A 19,354-nucleotide genomic window follows, 5' to 3' on the forward strand; every position below is an offset into this window, starting at 1 on the left:
CCAGTGTCCACGCTCCGGAGCGCGGGACGGGCAGGTGACCGGGCTCGTGGACGGCGAGGGTCGGCGGTTGACAGGGTCGAACAGGTGTTCGACACTGGACGGGCGCGGGGGACCGCGGAGCACGGGAGGTGCAGGATGTCGGCTCGCACGAGATCTGCCGGGGCGACGGGCGGTCGCGCCCATGCCGGTCGTGTCGGAGGTGGCGCGGTGCTGCCCCCGAGCCCCGAGGTGACCCGGCTGCTGGACCGTTCCGACGCCGAGCTCGCCGCGGCCGCGACGACGACGGACCCGGCCGAGCGCTTCGTGCACGCCCACCTGGCGGCGCTGCGCGCGGCCGCCGCCGTCGTGGCGCTGCGTGGCCGGCCGTCGGCCCGGACCCGGGCGCGCTCGGTGTGGGACATGCTGGCCCTCGTGGAGCCGGACCTCGCCGCGTGGTCGGGGTACTTCGCCTCCGGAGCCCGCGTCCGGGCGGCGGTCGAGGCGGGGCTCGAGCCCGACGTGGACGCCCGCCGGGCGGCGGAGCTCGTGGCGTGCGCGGAGGACTTCCGCGACGAGGTCGGGCTCCTCGTCGACCCGCGCGCCGGGTTCGCGCGGCCGCTCGCCGTGGCCCCGGCGGCGTCGTGAGCCGCGGCCCTCGGTCGGCCGAGGCCTTCCGCGACTGGGGCGACGACGAGTCCGGCACGTCCGTGCTGCACGTCGACATGGACGCCTTCTTCGCGTCGTGCGAGCTGGCCCGCCGGCCCGAGCTGAGGGGCCGTCCGGTGATCGTCGGCGGGCGGGAGCGTGGCGTCGTCCTCGCGGCGACCTACGAGGCACGGGCCTTCGGCGTCCGGTCGGCCATGTCGATGGCCGCAGGCCTGCGGCTGTGCCCGCAGGCCGTCGTCGTCCCTCCCGACCACACGCTCTACCACGAGGTGTCCGAGTCCGTGATGGCGATCCTCGCCACGATCACGCCCCTGGTGGAGCGGATCTCGGTGGACGAGGCCTTCCTGGACGTGAGCGGGGCCCGGCGCCGGCTCGGCGCCCCGACGGCGATCGGGGCCCGGCTGCGCGAGCAGGTCCGCGCCGAGCACGGCATCACGTGCTCCGTCGGGATCGCGAAGAACAAGTTCGTGGCCAAGCTGGCCTCCACCCACGCCAAGCCGGACGGGATGATGCTCGTGCCGGCCGACGCCACCGTCCCGTTCCTGCGGACGCTGCCGGTCGGGGCGCTCTGGGGCGTGGGGGAGAAGACGGAGGCGGCGCTCGCGCGCTGGGGCATCACGACCGTGGCACAGCTCGCCGACACCGACGTGCCCACGCTGCAGGCGGCCGTGGGGTCGGTCTCCGGCGCGCACCTGCACGACCTCGCGTGGGGCCGGGACCCGCGGCCGGTCGTCCCGGGTCACGAGGAGCGCAGCGTCGGGGCGGAGACGACGTTCGAGCGCGACCTGTGGGACCTGGGCGCGGTGGAACAGCGCGTGCTCGAGCTCGCGGACCGCGTCGCGGCCCGGCTGCGGCATCAGGGGGTGGTCGCGCGCACGGTGTCGATCAAGGTCCGCACCAGCGACTTCCGGACCCTGACGCGGTCGCGCACGCTCGACGGCCCCACCGACGTGGCGCGCGCCATCTTCCTCGTGGCGCGTGAGCTGCTGGGCGCGGCGGACCTGCGCGGGCTGCCTGTGCGGCTGGTCGGCGTCCGGGGGGAGAACCTGCAGGTCAGGACCGGTCTCGCCGAGCAGGTGACTCTCGAGGAGGCCGTGGATCCGCGGCAGGAGGCGCGCCGCGAGGCCGAGCTCGCGCTCGACGCCGTACGCGAGCGCTTCGGCCGATCCGCGATCAGCCTTGGCGCGGCGACCGGCCGGCGTCGAGGTTCACCCCCGCCGACTACCGTGCCGGGCGGCGCGGGCATATCCTGAGGGGGTTACCGTTCCACCGCGAGACCCGGGGGGACTCGATGCCACTGTCCGAGTACGAGCAGCGAGTGCTGGAGCAGATGGAGCGCGCGCTGAGCAGCGACGATCCCCGTCTGGCCAACACGCTGCAGCAGGCGCGCCGCCGGTCGCCCCTGCGGTTTGTCCTGGCCGGCGTCGGAGTCGTCGCGGGGTTGCTGCTGCTCGTGGTCGGCGCCGCGACGTCGCAGGCGTGGGTCGGGGTCGTCGGCTTCGTCCTCATGTTCGCCGGCGTCGCGTATGCGTTCGCGGCCCCGCGCCGGTCGGGCCCCACGGGCGTGGTCCGACCCGACGGGACGGTCGACCCCGCCACCAACCCGGACCGGACGCGCCCGGGGAGCGCGGCCCCGCGGCCGGCCCCCGCGGCGAAGAAGGAGGGCTTCCTGGCTCGCCTCGAGGAGCGTTGGGAGCGGCGGCGAGACCAGGGGCGCTGAACCGTCGCCGACGCCCGGGGCGCTCGCGCCCAGGGCGCCGTCGCGCGGACGTGACCGGTGCGGCGTCATCCCCGACAACGCACCAGCTCTGAGAACGCGCCGAACTTTCAGAACTCGCCGAGCCTCCCAGAACGCACCGAGCCTCCCAGAACGCACCGAGCCCGCTCGTCCCTGAGGACGGGCGGGCTCGTCGCTCGTCCGGGGGAGGACAACGCCAGGGTCCGGTGGTCGAGCGACGCAGCGGTCTCCGGACGGACGGGCCAGCCCGCGCGAGGTTCCGCCCGGCGGGAGGCCGCGTCACCCGGCGGGCCCGCGTGTCACCGGGTCGACAGCGACTCGTCCAGCCCGGTCGTCACGGTCGTCGCGAGGCGTTCGAGCTCGTCGGCCTCGGGCGGGACGGGATCGCGCGCGTACCGGTGGGTCTCGGCCGCCCGCGCGAGCGCGGCGAGGTCCTCGCGCACCCCGGGGGCGAGCTCGCGACCGGTCCGGGAGGTCACCGCCGACGCGATGGCCTCCGGAGCGGCACGCAGCGTGGTGGCGGGGGGCAGCCGGACGCCCTCGGCGGCGAGCGCGGCGAGCACCTGCTCCCACGCGAGCTCGGGGTCGAGCTCTTGCGAGGCGCGCCGTCGGCGGGCGAGGAGCAGCACCAGGCCGCCCACGAGGACGACGACGAGGCTGCCCGCGGTGATCCAGACCCAGGCCGGGAGCCCCGTGTCGACGACCGGGGTGACCGCCGCGACCGACGAGGCCGACGGCGTCGCCTCGTCGTCCGTCGGGGTGCTCCCCGCCGTGGGCTGCCGCTCGCGCAGGTCGTTCGCCGTGGGCGCTGCGGTCGCGCCGCCCTGGGCGCTCGGCATGGTGTACGCGGGCGGGCTCCCGGTCTGCTGCGCGGGCGTGGGCTCGAACCGCACCCACCCGGTGCCGGGGAAGTAGATCTCGGGCCAGGCGTGCGAGTCCTGACCGGTGATCCGCCAGGTGGTGTCGCCCGTGCGGTCGCCGGGCAGGTACCCGACCGCGAGCCGTGCGGGGATGCCGAGCGACCGCGCCATCACGACCATGGTCGTCGCGAACTGGATGCAGTAGCCCGTGCGGTGCTGCAGGAAGTCCCAGACCGGGTCACCCGTGCCGCCGCGGGGGATGGTGGTCGAGTAGGTGAAGCGGGTGGGGTCGCGCAGCCAGCGCTGGAGGGCGACCGCCTGGTCGTAGGCGGTGTCGGCGTCGCCCACGGCCTCCCGCGCCGCCGCCTCGACGTCGTCCGCGTGCGCGGTGCCGGGCACCTGGGTGTAGACCGCGTCGAGGTCGGCCGCGGGCGCCTCCCGGAGGACGGCGGGGTCGAGGTCGCGCTCGTGCACGGTGAGGGTGTACGCGTCGCCCGCGCCGGTGAGGCCGCCGACCACCTCGTCCCGCGCGGGGTCGTACCCCCACCCGCCGGAGTCGGTGGACACCTGGCGAGGGTCGATGCTGATCGGGAGCTTGTCGTCCCGGAGCTCGCCGACCTCGAACGCGACCTCGCGGGTCGCCAGCTCGCCCGCCGGCAGGTCGTCCGGCCACAGGACGTCGCGGTCGGCGAACTCCCGGCCGCCGCGCTCCTCGCCGCGCTGCCACCGGCGCCCGTCGAAGGCGGTGGCGGTATAGCTGCGCAGCGGGCCGACGTCCGCGTCGGAGCCGGTGTCGTACGACAGCACGACCGAGCTGGACCGTTCGGTGAGGCTCCGCAGGATGTCGAGGTCCTCGGCGAGGCGGATGGTGTCGCCCGTCGTGGTGAAGGTCCGGTACCAGCCCGCGGGCCCGCCCGGCAGCGCGGCGGACGCCGTGCCGACGAGCCCGGCGACGACGGCGAGGACCACGGCGCCGGCGGTCGTGGCGGCCGCGCGGGACCGTTCGGCGCGTCGCACGGGCGCGGGCGTGCGCTCGGACCGCCGGGTCCGCGCGACGAGCGGGCCGTCGAGGGTGAGGAGCAGGAGGAGCGCGGCGACGGTCACGACGAAGACGCCCCACGGGACACGGCCCGTGAGCACGAGCGGCGGGGCCCAGAGCGCGAGGAGCGGGAGGCCCACCGCGGCGGGCCGGCGCAGCGCCCCCGCGAGCGCGTCGGCGAGGAGGAGGACCAGCAGGGTGCCGCCCACGGTGAGGAGGCCCATGGGGACGCTGCCGTTCACCGGCGCGACCTCGGACCGGGCGATCTCCCCGGCCTCGCCGAGCCTCGCCACGACGCGCGACACGTGCTCGGGGGTGACGACGACGGTGGGGTCGGCGGTGGGGCCGCCGTACCGCGCGAGGACGAACCAGGCGGCGACGACGGCGCCCAGCACGCTGGGCCACGCGGAACCGGACTCCTTGGTGCGCAGGCCACGCGCGCGGGCACGGCGCTCGATCATCACCCGGGTGGTGACCGTCGTCGCGCTGACGAGGACGATGCCGATCAGGCCGGCGCGCGTCCAGCCCCCGGGCGTCACGATGCTCGTCAGCGAGAGCATCGACGCGGCGACCGCCACGGCGACCAGGACGCCGGAGGCGACGGTGCGGGCCGTCGGGCCGGCGTGGGCGGGGATCATGCGGCTCCCTCCGCGAGCAGCGCCCACGCGTGGTCGGGCGCGGTCCCCGGGCGGCAGGTGGCCACGCGCCAGCCCGCGGCGCGCAGGGCGCCGACCGTGTCGGCCGCGGGGGTCGGGCCGTCGTCCCGGGGATCGCCGGGCGCGACGACGAGCGCCCAGCAGGTGCCCTCCACGCCGAGCTCGGCCATCTCCCGTAGCGGAGTCTCCGGCTGCGGGCCGAGCACGGCCACGACGATCTCCTCCAGCGAGCGCGAGGCACGCAGGGCGCGGACCGACTGCAGGACGGCGCGCTCGGCGTCGGCGGCCCCCCGGTGCCCCCGCAGGTCGACCGTCTGGTCGAGGACCGTCGCCCGGCCGGTGCGCGCCCCCGCGGCGAACGGCACCGGTGCGGGACCCGAGCCGGAGGGCACCAGGCGCGCTGGGTGGCCCGCGTCGAGGAACGACGTCGCCACCGAGGCCGCGAACTCGACGGCGAGCTCGCCCTCCGCGAGGGTGCGCGCCCCGCGGGTGGACGGCCAGACTCCGGTGCGCGGGTCGACGGGCGGCGGCAGCAGGGACCGGTCGAACAGCACGGTCACCGGTCGCACGCCCGCGCTCTCGTCCGCCCGGACCATGAGGCGGCCCTGGCGCGCCGACCCCGCCCAGTGCACCCGGCGGGGGTCGTCGCCGGAGACGTACTCGCGCAGGACGGAGTCGTCCGTGGACGCGAGCCGGGCGCCGGTGGCCGCGCGCTCGACGTCGCCGAGCACCCGTGTGCGCGTCGGCAGGGCGACCGTGCGCGGCCACACCGCGACGCGGGTCGCGGCGCCGAGCGGCTGTGTCGTGCGGACCAGCCCGAAGACGTCGGTGCGCGTGGTGAGCAGCGGGCCGAGGGCCCAGCGGCCCCGGCGGGCCGGGGTGAGCGCGTAGGACACGGCGATCCGGTCCGCGTGCGCGGTCACCCGGGCGCGGATGCCGCGCGGCCCGGCGAGCTCGTGCGCCGCCTGCTCGGACAGTCGCAGCCGGGCGAGCCGCTCGTAGGCCGCGCCCGTGCGCGCGCGGGCCCCGACGACCAGCCGGACGTCGGCCGTCTGGTCCCGCACCACGGGGTTCGGCGTGAGCTCGCGCGTGACCACGAGCGCGCCGCGGCCGGCGTCGAGCCGCTGCACGCCCATGAGGACCCAGGCGAGGAGGACGGCCAGCACGGCGGCGGCGCCGAGGCCCACGACGTCGGGCAGGTCGAGCAGCACCCCGACCGTGGCGAGCACCAGGCCCGCGACGAGCAGCGCCAGACCGCGCCGGGTGGGGCGGACGCGGACGAGGCGCCGCAGCGCCGGGTGGCCGGTCTCCTTCGCACGGCCCTGCCCGGCCCTGCCGTCGGAGGCGGCGGGGACAGCGCCGGGCTCGTCGTCGCCGGACATCGCCGGCCCTACCGGCCGCGTTCGCGGGAGGGGCGCGCGAACGACCCCGCGGGCGGCGCGGCGGCGACCCGGCCGCCCGGCACGGCCGTGCGCTGGACGATCTCGGAGATCACGTCCTCGGGCGTCACACCGCCGAGCCGGGACTCCGTGCTGAGGATCAGGCGGTGGGCCAGGACCGGGACCGCGAGGGACTGCACGTCGTCGGGCAGCACGTGCTCGCGTCCCGCCATGGCGGCCGCGGCCTTGGCGGCGCGCAGCAGCTGGAGCGACGCCCGCGGCGACGCGCCGAGCCGGACGCCCTCGTGCTGTCGCGTCGCACCCACCAGGTCGAGCACGTACTGCTTGACGGGCCCCGCCGCGTAGACGGCGCGCACCGCCTGGGCGTACCGCACCATGTCCGCGCCCGTGGTGACGGGGGACAGGTGGTCCAGGGGGTCGGCGGACTCCTGCCGGTCGAGCATCTGCAGCTCGGCGTCGGTGTCCGGGTAGCCGACGGTGAGGCGGGCCATGAACCGGTCCCGCTGCGCCTCGGGCAGCGGGTACGTGCCCTCCATCTCGACCGGGTTCTGCGTCGCGACGACGAGGAAGGGCCGCGGCAGCGTGTGGGTGGTGCCGTCGATCGTCGTCTGGCCCTCCTCCATGCACTCGAGGAGCGCGGACTGCGTCTTCGGCGAGGCGCGGTTGATCTCGTCGCCGATCACCACGTTGTTGAACACGGGACCGGGCCGGAACTCGAAGTCGTGCGTGGCGGTGCGGAAGATGTTGACGCCGGTGAGGTCGCTCGGCAGGAGGTCGGGCGTGAACTGGATGCGGCCGACGCGGCAGTCGATGCTGCGGGCGAGGGCCTTCGCCAGCGTCGTCTTGCCCACCCCCGGGACGTCCTCGATCAAGAGGTGACCCTCGGCGAGCAGGACCGCGACGGTCACCTCGGCGAGGCCGGGACGCCCCGAGACGACGGAGTCGATCGCCTCGCGCACGCGCGTCGTGGCGGTGACGAGCTCGTCGAGGTCCCGGGTCAGGGCGTCGGTGCCGGTGCCCACGGCGGGGGTGGTGCGGTCGCCGCGGTCCTCCGTCTCCGTGGGCGCGCCGGCCAGCGTGGGGGAGACGGGTTCTGGGTGCACGGGTGACCTCCGGTTCACGTGCTCGTGACGGTTCTCGCAGCCTAGTGGAATCGGGGCCGGACGTGACGACGATCACCCCCTCCACATCGCTCCACGCCGCGCCCCGCGGAAATGCGTCCGGGCGGGCGTCGCTCGCCGACCCGGGGTGCCGGGCTCGCTCGGGCCGACGCGCGACACGCGTCGGCCGAGGTCCCTCCACCGCCCTCCACCCCGCGCCCCGTCTCGCCCTGGGCTCCTGACCTGCGGCGATGTGTGCGGACTGTGTGGGGAGGGGGTGAGATGGGGAGAACTTCCCATCGTTGACCGCGCCCGGTGGAGGAAAGTGGAGTAGTTTGGAGGCTGCGGGAGCGCGAGGGGAGGTGCGAGCCGTGGCAGGTCTGGAGGACACGTTTCCGGGGGCCGGGCTGCTGCTCGGCACCTATACCCCCAAGCTCGACGAGAAGGGCCGGCTCATCCTCCCGGCGAAGTTCCGTGCCCGACTCGCTCCCGGCCTCGTCATGACGAGGGGACAGGAGCGCTGCCTCTTCCTCCTCCCGATGGACGAGTTCGGCCGCATGTACGAGCAGGTGCGGCAGGCCCCCGTGACCAGCCGGCAGGCGCGCGACTACCTGCGCGTGTTCCTGTCGGGTGCCAGCGACGAGCTGCCGGACAAGCAGGGGCGGGTCGTCATCCCGGCCGCCCTGCGCACGTACGCCGGCCTCGACCGGGACGTCGCCGTGATCGGCGCCGGCACCCGCGTGGAGGTCTGGGACCGCACCACCTGGGAGACCTACCTGGCCGAGCAGGAGTCGTCGTACTCCGAGACGGCCGAGCAGATCTTCCCCGACCTGCAGTTCTGAACCGCACCGGCAGCACCACCACAACCGCACAGCAGACGAGCAGCAGCGGGGCCCCGTACGACGAGGCCTCCTCCCGCGAGGGTCTGGCGCACTTCCCCGGCGCCAGAACGGCGCGGAGGGAGACCTGGCCGGACGGGGCCCCGGCGACCAGCCCGAGAGACCGGACCGAGAGACCGGACCGAGAGACCGGACCGAGGACCCGCACGAGAGAGGAGGAGCACCGATGAGCACACCGGACGACGCACGACCCGCGGGCGACCGACACCTGCCCGTGCTGCTGCAGCGGTGCGTCGACCTCCTCGCGCCCGCGCTCGGCGAGCCGGGCAGCGTGCTGGTCGACTGCACGCTCGGCATGGGCGGCCACACCGAGGCGGTGCTGGACCAGCTCCCGAACGCCCGGGTCGTGGGGATCGACCGCGACACGGAGGCGCTGCGCCTCGCCGGCGAGCGGCTCGCGCGCTTCGGCGACCGGTTCACCCCGGTGCACGCGGTCTACGACGAGATCGGCGACGTCGTGACCGAGCTCGGCCTGGACGGCGTCCAGGGCGTCCTCATGGACCTGGGGGTGTCGTCGCTGCAGCTCGACGAGGCGGACCGCGGTTTCGCCTACGCGCAGGACGCCCCGCTCGACATGCGCATGGACCAGACGCGCGGCGCCACCGCCGCCGACGTGCTCAACACCTACGACGAGCGTGCGCTCGCCCGCGTGCTGCGCGAGTACGGCGAGGAGCGGTTCGCGCCGCGCATCGCCCGGGCGATCGTGCGGCGCCGCGAGGAGCGGCCGTGGGAGCGGACGGGAGAGCTCGCCGACCTGGTGCGCGCGTCCATCCCGGCCGCGGCGCGCAAGACCGGCGGCAACCCGTCCAAGCGGACGTTCCAGGCGCTGCGGATCGAGGTGAACGGCGAGCTCGAGGTGCTCGAGCGCGCCGTGCCCGCCGCGATCGAGGCGCTGGCCGTCGGCGGGCGGATCGTCGTCGAGTCGTACCAGTCGCTGGAGGACCGGATCGTCAAGCGGGCCATCGCGCGCGGGACGACGTCGAGCGCCCCGGCGGGCCTGCCGGTCGAGCCCGAGACCCACAAGCCCTACCTCGAGGCCCTCACGCGGGGCGCCGAGGAGGCGGACGAGGCCGAGCTCGAGCGCAACCCGCGCGCGGCGTCCGTCCGACTGCGCGCCGCGCGCCGCGTCCGCCCCACGCCCGACCACATGCTTCCCGCCGTGCCCCGCCGGCCCACCGGCACGCACCCCCGCCCGCAGACCAAGGAGGACCGCCGATGAGCGCCCTGCGTGCCCCCGCCACCCCCGGGACCCGCCCCGCCGCGGCACCCCGCCGCGCGCCGCTGACCTCGCTGCCGGGCGGCGCCGCGGACCGAGGACGCCGGCTCGACGCGGTCCGCGCGCCCCTCCAGGCGACGTCGGGCGTCCCGTTCCTCGTGCTGTGCGCGGTGATCCTCGCCGGCGCGCTGCTGGCGGCACTGCTCCTCAACACGTCGATGGCGCGCGGCTCGTACGAGGCGTCGCGGCTCCAGGCCGAGGTCGGTCAGGTGGCGCAGGACGTCCAGACGCAGCAGGAGAAGCTCCGGGCCGCGGAGGCGTCGCTCGCGGAGCGCGCCACGAAGCTCGGCATGGTCCCCGCCGAGGACCCGACGATGATCAGCGTCGAGAAGCGCGCGAAGGTCGGGATCGGCGACACGGAGACGCCGTGACCGGCCGGACGCCGCCCGCGCGCGGCGGCGCCCGCGGGGGCGCACGGGGCGGTGGTGCGGGCGCCGGCTCGGGGGGCCGTCCGACCGGTGGGCGCGCGACACGCCCGGGCCCGGCCCGCACGCCGCGGACCTCCGCCCCGCAGACTCGGGGGGTGAGCACCTCCCGCACCGCGAACGGCTCGACGTCGCGGACGACCGGGCGTCCCGCGTCCGGGGCGTCCGCACGAACGACGGCCCGTCCGACGCCCCGCTCGTCGTCCGGCCGTGGCGCCCCGGACCGGTCCGGAGCGGGCCGGAACACGAACCCGCCGGCCGGGCGCACGGGGCGCGCCACGACCGCCGTGCGCCCCACCGGGCGTGCGCCGGCGCGCGGCGGCGCCCCGCCCCGCCCGCGCGGCGGGGCTGCGGGCCGGGGACGCCCGGGCGACCCGGAACGGCGACAGCGGTGGATCATGGTCGTCGCGGCCCTCGTGCTCACGGTCTTCGTGGGACGCCTGGTGCAGGTGCAGATCATCCAGGGGCCCGCGCTCGCCGCGGACGCGCAGGAGGCCCGGACGACGCGCTCGGTGGAGATCGCGCACCGCGGCGACATCGTCGACGCGAACGGGCGCGTGCTCGCGACCTCCGTCGACCGGTACACGATCTCGGCCGACACGCTCGCCATCCAGGGTTTCCAGGGCGGCCAGCGCGTGGACACCGCCACGGGCCGCGCGGTGCAGGACGGCGCGCTCGGCATCGCCCAGCTCCTCGCGCCGATCCTGGACGAGGACCCTGCGGAGCTCGCCGCGAAGCTCAACGGCGACGACCGGTACGTGATCCTCAAGCGCAACGCGGTGCCCGAGGTCCAGCGGGCGATCGCCAAGCTCGACCTCCAGGCCTACATCCGCACCGAGCTCACGTCCCGCCGCACCTACCCCGCGGGCGTCGTCGCCGGCACGCTCGTCGGCTTCGTGGACCGCGACCAGGTGGGCCAGGGCGGGCTCGAGCGCGCCTACGAGGACGTGCTCGCCGGCACCGACGGCAGCGTCACGTACGAGCGGGGCCGCGACGGCGTCGCGATCCCGGGCTCCGAGCGGGACGCCACGGAGGCGGTGCCGGGCAGCGACGTGCAGCTCACGATCGACTCCGACGTGCAGTGGAAGGCGGAGGAGCTGCTCGACGACGCCGTCTCGAAGACCGGCGCGAAGTACGCGATGGCCGTCGTGGAGGACGTGCGCACGGGCCAGGTGCTCGCCGTGGCGGACTCGGGCGACGTCGACCCCAACGACCGCTCGACGTCCGCCGTCGCCAACGGCTCGCGCGCCGTGAAGGACGTCTTCGAGCCCGGTTCCACGGGCAAGGTCGTCACGATGGCGGCGGCCCTCGAGGAGGGGTACTGGAAGCCCGACAGCCAGTTCCGCGTGCCCTACCGGTACACCACCCCCAACGGCGAGTCGTTCAAGGACTCCCACGAGCACCCCGACCAGCGGCTGACGCTCGCCGGCGTGCTCGCGCACTCGTCGAACACCGGCACGGTGCAGATCGGCGAGAAGATTCCGCTGGACGTCCGCTACGACTACCTGGGCAAGTTCGGGTTCGGGAACCCGACCGGCCTCGGGCTGCCGGGCGAGTCCGCCGGCATCCTGCCCTCGCAGCAGACGCTGGCGCACGACGCCCGCACCCCGTACACGATCCTGTTCGGGCAGGGCGTGGCCGTGAACGCCATGCAGGCCACGCAGGTCTTCTCCACGATCGCGAACGGCGGGGTCCGGGTGGAGCCCAGCCTGGTGGCCGGCACGCGCGCGCCCGACGGCACCTTCACGCCCGCCGAGGCCCCCGAGAAGCAGCGCGTGGTCTCGCAGAAGACCGCCGACTCGGTGATGCGCATGATGGAGTCGGTCGTGGGGGAGGAGGGCACCGCCGCGAACGCGCGGGTGCCCGGCTACCGCGTCGCCGGCAAGACCGGCACCGCCCAGATGTGGACCGGGTCCGGCACCACCTACATGGCGTCGTTCATCGGCGTCGCGCCCGCCGACGACCCCCGGTACACGGTGTCCGTCTTCCTGCGCAGCCCGCAGTCGTCGATCTACGGCGGCGTGGTGGCCGCGCCGGTCTTCAGCGACCTCATGGGGTACACGCTGCAGAAGATGGACGTGCCGCCGAGCACCACGCCGTTCAAGCCCTACGCCCTCACCTGGTGAGCAGCCGGTGAACAGCCCGGTGAACAGCCCGGCGAGCAGCCCGGCGAGCAGGGCCGCGAGGTCAGTGACGGTTCTCATGCCCGGCCCCGTGGGTGCCGGGCCCGCAGCAGGCAGACGGTAGGTTCTTCTCCGTGACATCCCCGCTTCCCCGTATCCGGCCCGCGGGCACGACGCCCCGGCGGGTGCGGGACCTCGCCCTGACCTTCGGGCTCGAGGTGACGACACCGGCGGCCCCGGACGAGGGCGGCTCCCGGCCGCAGGTCCCCGCCGACGTCGTCGTCACCTCGGTCGCGTCCGACAACCGCGTCGTCGCAGGTGGCGACCTGTTCGTCGCCCTGCCCGGCGCGCACGCGCACGGCGCGCGGTTCGCCGCCGACGCCGTCGCCCGCGGGGCCCGCGCCGTGCTCACCGACGAGGCCGGGGCCGCCGCTCTCGCGTCCGGCCCGGACGCCCTCGACCCGGCGGTGCCGGTGCTGGTCGCCGCCGACCCGCGGGCGGTGCTCGGTCCCGTCGCCGCCTGGGTGTACGGCGAGCCCGCCGAGCGGCTCATGACCTTCGGCGTCACCGGCACGAACGGCAAGACGACGACGACCTACCAGGTCGACCACCTGCTGCGCGCCCTCGGCTGGACCGGCGGCCTGATCGGCACGGTCGAGATGCGCGCGGGCGACACGGTGCTGCCGAGCCGGCTCACCACCCCGGAGGCCGCGGACCTGCAGGCGCTGCTCGCCGCGATGTGCGAGGCGGAGGTGCGCACCCTGGCGATGGAGGTGTCCTCCCACTCGCTGTCGATGCACCGCGTGGACGGCGTCGAGTTCGGCGTGGTCGGGTTCACGAACCTCAGCCAGGACCACCTCGACTTCCACGGCGACCTGCAGTCGTACTTCGACGCCAAGGCGTCGCTGTTCACGCCCGAGCACGCGCGCCGCGGCGTCGTCGTGGTGGACGACGTGTGGGGCGAGCGCATGGCGGCGGCCGCGCGGGTGCCCGTCGCGACGCTGCGCACCCGCGCCCCGCGGGACGGCGAGGCGGCGGCGGACTGGACCGTCACGGACGTCGCGCCCCACGGCACGGGCTCCGCGTTCACGCTCACGCACTCCGACGGCCGCACGCTGCGCACGTCGACGTCCCTGCCCGGCGGGTTCAACGTGGCGAACGCCGCGCTGGCGGTCGCGATGGTGCTCGAGGGCGGGGCGCACGTCGAGGACGTGGCCGAGGCCCTGGACGCCGTCGGCGGCCTGTCGGCCGTCGTGCCCGGCCGCATGGAGGTCGTCGCCGCGGGCGGCGACGGCCACCCGCGCGTCGTCGTGGACTTCGCGCACAACACGGAGGCCCTCGAGCTCGCGCTCGCCGCCCTGCGCCCGACGACGACGGGCCGTCTCGTCGTCGTCTTCGGCGCCACGGGCGACCGCGACAAGGGCAAGCGGCCCGCCATGGGCGCCGCGGCCGTCGAGGGCGCGGACCTCGTCGTCGTGACCGACGACGACCCGCACGGCGAGGACGCCGCGGCCGTGCGCGCCGCCGTGCTCGACGGGGCCCGCGCGGCCCGGGACGCGGCACGCGAGGCGGGTCGCGACGTGGTCGTGACCGAGGCCGCGCCCCGCGCGACCGCCATCGAGAGGGCCGTGCTCGACGCCGGGGCGGACGACACCGTCCTCGTGGCGGGCCGCGGCCACGAGACCATCCAGGAGGTCGCGGGCGTCGACCTCGAGCTCGACGACCGTGAAGAGGCCCGCCGCGCGCTGCAGCGGCGGCACGAGAGGACCACCGCATGATCGCGCTGACCGCCGCCGACGTCGCCGAGGCGACCGGGGGACGGCTGCACGCCGACGCCGCGACACCCGTGACCGGGCCCGTCGTGGTGGACTCCCGCCGCGTCGAGGCCGGGGGGCTGTTCGTCGCGCTGCCCGGCGAGCACGTCGACGGGCACGACTTCGCCCGCGGCGCCGTCGAGGCGGGGGCCACGCTGGTCCTCGCCGCGCGCGAGCTCGACGGGGTGCCGACGGTCGTCGTGGACGACGTCCAGGCCGCGCTGGGCGAGCTCGCCCGCGCCGTGCTGGCCCGCGTGCGGGCCGCCGGCGACCTGCGGGTCGTCGCGGTCACGGGCTCGGTGGGCAAGACCACGACCAAGGACCTGCTGGGCCAGCTCCTCGCGGACCTGCTGCCGGGCGGCGTCGCGCCCGAGGACGGCCTGGTGGTGCCCACCGGGTCCTTCAACAACGAGGTCGGCCTGCCGCTGACCGTGCTGCGGGTCACCGAGGCCACGCGCTTCCTCGTGCTCGAGATGGGCGCGGACGGCCCCGGCAACATCGCCTACCTCACGCGGATCGCGCCGCCCGACGTCGGCGTCGTGCTGGCGGTCGGAGTGGCCCACGTGGGCAAGTTCGGCTCGGTCGAGGCAATCGCGCGCACCAAGGCCGAGATGGTCACCGGCGTCGTGCCCGGCGGCACCGTCGTGCTCAACGCGGACGACCAGCGCGTCGCGGCGATGGCGTCGCTCGCGACCACCGAGCACACCGTCACCACGTTCGGCACGATCTCCTCGGCCGACGTGCGCGGCGCGGACGTCGAGGTCGACCCGTCGGGCAGGGCGCGGTTCTCGCTGGTCGCCGGCGGGGCGGACGCCCCCGTCGAGCTGCGGCTCGTGGGCGCGCACCACGTGAGCAACGCGCTCGCCGCCGCGGCGGTCGTCCTGGCCCTCGGCGGGACCGTCCCCGGCGTCGCGGCCGGGCTCTCGCGCGCCACCCCCGTCAGCCCGCACCGGATGGCGGTCACCGAGCGCCCGGACGGCGTCACCGTGGTCGACGACGCGTACAACGCGAACCCGGACTCCATGCGCGCCGCGCTGCGGGCGCTCGCCGTCATGGCGGGCCGCACGCGTCGCTCCGTCGCCGTGCTGGGCGAGATGCTCGAGCTCGGGGACGGCTCGCGCGCCGCGCACGACGAGATCGGCCGCCTCGTGGTGCGATTGAACGTCAAGCTCCTCGTCGTCGTCGGCGAGGGGGCGTACCACATCCACGAGGGGGCCCTGCAGGAGGGCTCCTGGGGAGAGGAGTCGGTCTTCGTGCCTGACCTCGACGCCGCACGCGCGGTGCTCGCCGAGGCGCTCGAGCCGGGCGACGTCGTCCTCGTGAAGTCCTCCCTCGGGTCGGGCCTGTGGCGGCTCGGCGACGAGCTCGCCGCGGGCGGGCCGGCGGTCCCCGACAGCACGTCGGACAGCACGCCGGACGCCGCGTCGGAGGTCGCCCCGTGATCGCGATCCTGGTCTCGGCCGGCGTCTCCGGCCTGGTCGCCCTCTTCGGGACGCCGCTGTTCATCCGGTTCCTCATCCATCGCAACTACGGCCAGTTCGTGCGTCAGGACGGGCCGACGGCGCACTTCACCAAGCGGGGCACGCCCACGATGGGCGGCGTCGTCATCATCGCGGCGGCCCTGGTCGGCGTCGCGGTGTCCATGCTGGTCGCGGGCCGGCCGCCCAGCGCGTCCGCGCTGCTGGCCCTCTACCTCATGACGGGGCTGGGGCTGGTCGGCTTCCTCGACGACTTCACGAAGATCCGCAAGCAGCGCTCGCTGGGCCTCACGCCGAAGGCGAAGATCATCGGCCAGGGCTTCGTGGGCATCAGCTTCGCGGTCCTCGCGCTGCAGTTCCCCAACGCCAACGCCCGGACGCCCGCGTCCACGCGCATCTCGTTCCTGCGCGACACCAACCTCGACCTGGCGTTCGCCGGCGTGACCGTGGGCCTCATCCTCTTCGTCATCTGGGCGAACTTCCTCATCACCGCCTGGTCCAACGCGGTGAACCTCACCGACGGCCTGGACGGCCTGGCCACGGGCGTCTCGATCATCGTCTTCGGGGCGTACGTCATCGTGTGCATCTGGCAGCTCAACCAGTCGTGCCAGCGGCTCGCCGCCGCCGGGCCGCGCTGCTACGAGGTGCGCGACCCGCAGGACCTCGCGATCGTCGCCGCCGCCATCGCCGGCGCGTGCATCGGCTTCCTGTGGTGGAACGCCAGCCCCGCGAAGATCTTCATGGGCGACACCGGCTCGCTGGCCCTCGGCGGCGCCCTGGCCGGGATCTCGATCCTGTCGCGCACCGAGATCCTCGCCGCGATCATCGGCGGGCTCTTCGTCGTCATCGTCATGTCCGACGTCATCCAGATCGGCTTCTTCAAGCTGACGGGCAAGCGCGTGTTCAAGATGGCGCCGCTGCACCATCACTTCGAGCTGTCCGGGTGGGGCGAGGTCACGATCGTCATCCGGTTCTGGCTCATCGCCGGCCTGTTCGCCGCGCTCGGCATGGGCGTGTTCTACGCCGAGTGGGTGGCCACGTGACCGAGCCCCAGGTGCTGCCCGACGGCGCCCGCGTCGTCGTGGCGGGCCTCGGCGTGACCGGTCGGGCGGTCGTCGCCGCCCTGTCGGGGCGGGCCGCGTCCGTGGTGACGGTCGACGGTCGCGCCGACGACGCCGACGTGCGCGACGGCGACGACCCGGCGGTGGCGCAGCGCGTCGTCGCGGGCGCGGACCTCGTCGTCGCCTCCCCGGGATGGGCGCCGAGCACGCCGCTGCTGACCGCCGCCCGCGCCGCGGGCGTCCCCGTGTGGAGCGAGATCGAGCTGGCCTGGCGACTGCGCGTCGCGCGTGCCGGTGCGCGCGGCCCCGCCCCCTGGCTCGCCGTCACCGGCACCAACGGCAAGACGACGACGGTCGAGATGCTCGCGTCGATCCTCACCGCGGCGGGCCTGCGCGCCGCGGCGGTCGGCAACGTCGGCACCCCCGTGGTCGAGGCGGCGCAGGACCCGTCGCTCGACGTGCTCGCAGTGGAGCTCTCCAGCTTCCAGCTGCACCACACGCTCACGACGTCCTTCGAGGCGGCGGCGGTGCTCAACGTGGCCGCCGACCACCTGGACTGGCACGGCTCCCTCGACGCGTACGTGGCGGACAAGGGCCGGATCTACGCCCGTGCGCAGGTGGCGTGCGTGTACAACGTGGCCGACCCGCGCACGGAGCAGCTCGTGCGCGACGCCGACGTGACCGAGGGGGCCCTCGCCGTCGGGTTCACGCTGGGCGCCCCGGGGCCCGGGCAGCTGGGGGTGGTCGAGGACGTGCTCGTCGACCGCGCCTTCCACGCCGAGCCCGGTGCCCGCGACCGGCAGCGCACGGCCGCCGAGCTCGGCACCCTCGCCGACCTGGCGCACCTCGCGCCCGGCGCGGTTGCCGGCACTGGTGGAACGCCCGTCGTGCCGCCGCACGTCGTCGCGAACGCCCTGGCGGCGGCGGCGCTCGCCCGCGCGCACGGCGTGCCCGCGTCCGCCGTGCGCGACGGCCTGCGCGCGTTCCGGCCCGGCGCGCATCGGATCGCCCGCGTGCGCGAGCTCGACGGCGTCGCCTGGGTCGACGACTCCAAGGCCACCAACGCGCACGCGGCGGCCGCTTCGCTCGCGGCGTACGCGCCCGGCACCGTGGTGTGGGTCGCGGGCGGGCTCGCGAAGGGGGCGTCGTTCGACGCCCTCGTCGCCGACCGCGCCGACCGCCTGCGCGCGGCCGTCGTCATCGGCGTCGACCAGGAGCCGATCCGCGGGGCGCTGGCCCGACACGCGCCCGAGATCCCCGTCGTCGCGGTCGATCCCGGCGACACTGGGTCGGTGATGCGACGCGCGGTCGCGGCGGCACGTGACCTGGCTCGCCCGGGGGACACCGTGCTGCTGGCGCCCGCCGGGGCGTCCATGGACCAGTTCGCCTCCTACGCCCAGCGGGGGGAGGCGTTCGCCACGGCCGTGGCGGAGCTGTAGGCGCCCGCGGCGCCACGAGGACGAGCGAGGGGTGTCGGATGGCGGTCACGACGGGCACCCGACGCGGCCCGCGAGGGTCGTCCGGCCGCGCGTCGAGCACGACGTCGCGGGGCCGGGCGTCGTCGACGCCGCGCCCGTCGTCGAAGCGCGCCGAGCGCCCGTGGCTGGGGCAGTGGAACAGCACCGTCACGAGCTACTACCTGCTCGTCGGCGCCACCGGGCTGCTGCTCGTCATCGGCCTCGTCATGGTGCTGTCCAGCTCCACGATCACGTCCATCGCCGCGGGGGACTCGCCGTTCGCCGCGTTCCTGGTGCAGGCGCGGTTCGCGCTCATCGGGCTGCCCCTGATGCTGGTCGCGGCGAGGCTGCCCGTGCGCTGGTACAAGCGGCTCGCCTGGCCGGCGCTCCTCGCCTCGCTCACGATGCTCGTCGCCGTCCTCTTCGTCGGCAAGCTCGTCAACGGCAACCGGAACTGGCTGGTCCTCGGGCCCGTCCAGTTCCAGCCGTCGGAGCTGGCCAAGCTGGCGCTCGCCGTCTGGCTGGGCGCGGTGCTCGGGCGCAAGCAGCACCTGCTGCGCAGCTGGGGGCAGGCGCTCGTGCCGGGGGCGCTGGGCCTGGCCGCGGTGCTCGGTCTCGTCATGGCGGGGCACGACCTGGGCACCGCCCTGATCCTCGCCCTGCTGGGGCTGGGCGCGTACTGGGTCTCGGGGGCCCCGGCGGCGATGTTGGGGGTCGGCGCCGTGGGCGCTGCCCTGTTCGTGGGATGGACCTTCATCGTCAACCAGAGCGGTTCCGACCGGCTCACCCGCATCCTCGCGACGTACGGCTCCACCTGCGACGCGGCGAGCGAGTGCTACCAGTCGATCCACGGGCTGTACGGCCTCGGCACCGGCGGGCTGTTCGGCGTCGGCCTGGGCGCCAGCCGCGAGAAGTGGAAGTACCTGCCGGAGGCGCACAACGACTTCATCTACTCCGTGATCGGCGAGGAGCTGGGGCTGCTCGGCACCCTGCTGGTGCTCGCGCTGTTCGCCGTGCTCGGGATCGCGATGGCGCGGGTGGTCCGCCGCCACCCCGACCCGTTCGTGAAGATCACCACGGCGGCCATCGGCTGCTGGATCGTGGGCCAGGCCTTCGTGAACATCGGCGTGGTGATCGGCGTCCTGCCGGTGATCGGCGTCCCGCTCCCCCTGGTGTCGGCGGGTGGGTCGGCCCTCGTGACCACCATGGTCGCGCTGGGCGTGGTGATCAGCTTCGCGCGCAGCGAGCCCGGGGCCGCCGAGGCCCTGGCCGCGCGCCGGAGCGTGGTCAAGCGCTCGGTCGCGGTCCTGTCGCGGCGCGGCCGGCGTGGCGCCGCCGAGGGGAGAGGGCGACGCCGCGGGGGCGACGGCGGCCGATAGGGTC

15 protein-coding genes are annotated in these 19,354 nt (G+C 75.6%); 12 read left to right on the top strand and 3 right to left on the bottom strand.

Going from position 1 to position 19,354, the window contains the following annotated elements; genetic code table 11:
* The first annotated feature begins 207 nt into the window (after positions 1–207).
* The 3 genes from ACQP60_RS03830 to ACQP60_RS03840 are packed head-to-tail and all read left to right on the top strand — an operon-like array spanning position 208 to position 2,365.
* Positions 208–624, top strand: a complete 417-nt coding sequence (locus ACQP60_RS03830) for an SAV_6107 family HEPN domain-containing protein (protein WP_429728533.1) — start codon at positions 208–210, stop codon at positions 622–624.
* Positions 621–1,898 (top strand): DNA polymerase IV, encoded by a 1,278-nt coding sequence (locus tag ACQP60_RS03835; protein WP_429728535.1) that lies wholly within the window; start codon positions 621–623, stop codon positions 1,896–1,898. Before ACQP60_RS03830 ends, ACQP60_RS03835 begins: the two co-directional genes overlap by 4 nt.
* Before the next feature lie 38 nt (positions 1,899–1,936).
* Entirely contained in the window at positions 1,937–2,365 is a 429-nt protein-coding gene (locus ACQP60_RS03840) for a DUF3040 domain-containing protein (RefSeq protein ID WP_429728537.1), read from the top strand.
* Between the two features lie 317 nt (positions 2,366–2,682).
* Here ACQP60_RS03840 and ACQP60_RS03845 read toward each other — a convergent pair whose 3' ends face one another.
* From ACQP60_RS03845 to ACQP60_RS03855, 3 genes are read right to left on the bottom strand one after another with little or no spacing between them, the layout of a single operon-like run.
* A complete protein-coding gene (locus tag ACQP60_RS03845) occupies positions 2,683–4,920 on the bottom strand; it encodes a transglutaminase TgpA family protein (protein ID WP_429728539.1) in 2,238 nt (745 codons plus the stop codon).
* A complete protein-coding gene (locus tag ACQP60_RS03850; RefSeq protein WP_429728541.1) occupies positions 4,917–6,320 on the bottom strand; it encodes a DUF58 domain-containing protein in 1,404 nt (467 codons plus the stop codon). Before ACQP60_RS03850 ends, ACQP60_RS03845 begins: the two co-directional genes overlap by 4 nt.
* Before the next feature lie 8 nt (positions 6,321–6,328).
* Positions 6,329–7,441: an AAA family ATPase gene (locus ACQP60_RS03855; protein ID WP_429728543.1), complete on the bottom strand. Its 1,113-nt coding sequence runs from the start codon at positions 7,439–7,441 to the stop codon at positions 6,329–6,331.
* A gap of 404 nt (positions 7,442–7,845) precedes the next feature.
* On the opposite strand from ACQP60_RS03855, the gene mraZ reads away from it, so the two are divergent.
* From mraZ to ftsW, 9 genes are all read left to right on the top strand, one after another.
* Entirely contained in the window at positions 7,846–8,280 is a 435-nt protein-coding gene (gene mraZ / locus ACQP60_RS03860) for a division/cell wall cluster transcriptional repressor MraZ (protein WP_429728806.1), read from the top strand.
* Between the two features lie 223 nt (positions 8,281–8,503).
* Positions 8,504–9,556, top strand: a complete 1,053-nt coding sequence (rsmH, locus tag ACQP60_RS03865; protein WP_429728545.1) for a 16S rRNA (cytosine(1402)-N(4))-methyltransferase RsmH — start codon at positions 8,504–8,506, stop codon at positions 9,554–9,556.
* Positions 9,553–9,984: a cell division protein FtsL gene (gene ftsL, locus ACQP60_RS03870; protein ID WP_429728547.1), complete on the top strand. Its 432-nt coding sequence runs from the start codon at positions 9,553–9,555 to the stop codon at positions 9,982–9,984. Before rsmH ends, ftsL begins: the two co-directional genes overlap by 4 nt.
* A gap of 152 nt (positions 9,985–10,136) precedes the next feature.
* Positions 10,137–12,164 carry a peptidoglycan D,D-transpeptidase FtsI family protein gene (locus ACQP60_RS03875; RefSeq protein ID WP_429728549.1) on the top strand — a complete coding sequence of 676 codons (2,028 nt, stop codon included), beginning with the start codon at positions 10,137–10,139 and terminating at the stop codon, positions 12,162–12,164.
* A 131-nt stretch (positions 12,165–12,295) separates the two neighbouring features.
* Positions 12,296–13,939 (top strand): UDP-N-acetylmuramoyl-L-alanyl-D-glutamate--2,6-diaminopimelate ligase, encoded by a 1,644-nt coding sequence (locus ACQP60_RS03880; protein WP_429728551.1) that lies wholly within the window; start codon positions 12,296–12,298, stop codon positions 13,937–13,939.
* Positions 13,936–15,417 carry a UDP-N-acetylmuramoyl-tripeptide--D-alanyl-D-alanine ligase gene (locus tag ACQP60_RS03885; RefSeq protein ID WP_429728553.1) on the top strand — a complete coding sequence of 494 codons (1,482 nt, stop codon included), beginning with the start codon at positions 13,936–13,938 and terminating at the stop codon, positions 15,415–15,417. Before ACQP60_RS03880 ends, ACQP60_RS03885 begins: the two co-directional genes overlap by 4 nt.
* Positions 15,414–16,496, top strand: a complete 1,083-nt coding sequence (gene mraY / locus ACQP60_RS03890; RefSeq protein ID WP_429728555.1) for a phospho-N-acetylmuramoyl-pentapeptide-transferase — start codon at positions 15,414–15,416, stop codon at positions 16,494–16,496. Before ACQP60_RS03885 ends, mraY begins: the two co-directional genes overlap by 4 nt.
* On the top strand, positions 16,493–17,953 hold the full coding sequence (murD, locus tag ACQP60_RS03895) for a UDP-N-acetylmuramoyl-L-alanine--D-glutamate ligase (RefSeq protein ID WP_429728557.1): 1,461 nt from the start codon (positions 16,493–16,495) through the stop codon (positions 17,951–17,953). Before mraY ends, murD begins: the two co-directional genes overlap by 4 nt.
* Positions 17,954–17,991: 38 nt before the next feature.
* Entirely contained in the window at positions 17,992–19,350 is a 1,359-nt protein-coding gene (ftsW, locus tag ACQP60_RS03900) for a putative lipid II flippase FtsW (protein WP_429728559.1), read from the top strand.
* Positions 19,351–19,354 lie beyond the last annotated feature (4 nt).

This window comes from Isoptericola variabilis (assembly GCF_050311655.1).
Lineage (GTDB): Bacteria > Actinomycetota > Actinomycetes > Actinomycetales > Cellulomonadaceae > Isoptericola > Isoptericola variabilis.

Bases quoted from the DNA above. Each gene is read 5' to 3' on its own strand.
- ACQP60_RS03885 (WP_429728553.1), top strand. From the start codon at position 13,936: ATGATCGCGCTGACCGCCGCCGACGTCGCCGAGGCGACCGGGGGACGG.
- rsmH (WP_429728545.1), top strand. From the start codon at position 8,504: ATGAGCACACCGGACGACGCACGACCCGCGGGCGACCGACACCTGCCC.
- ACQP60_RS03845 (WP_429728539.1), bottom strand. From the start codon at position 4,920: ATGATCCCCGCCCACGCCGGCCCGACGGCCCGCACCGTCGCCTCCGGC.
- ftsW (WP_429728559.1), top strand. From the start codon at position 17,992: ATGGCGGTCACGACGGGCACCCGACGCGGCCCGCGAGGGTCGTCCGGC.
- ACQP60_RS03840 (WP_429728537.1), top strand. From the start codon at position 1,937: ATGCCACTGTCCGAGTACGAGCAGCGAGTGCTGGAGCAGATGGAGCGC.
- ftsL (WP_429728547.1), top strand. From the start codon at position 9,553: ATGAGCGCCCTGCGTGCCCCCGCCACCCCCGGGACCCGCCCCGCCGCG.
- ACQP60_RS03850 (WP_429728541.1), bottom strand. From the start codon at position 6,320: ATGTCCGGCGACGACGAGCCCGGCGCTGTCCCCGCCGCCTCCGACGGC.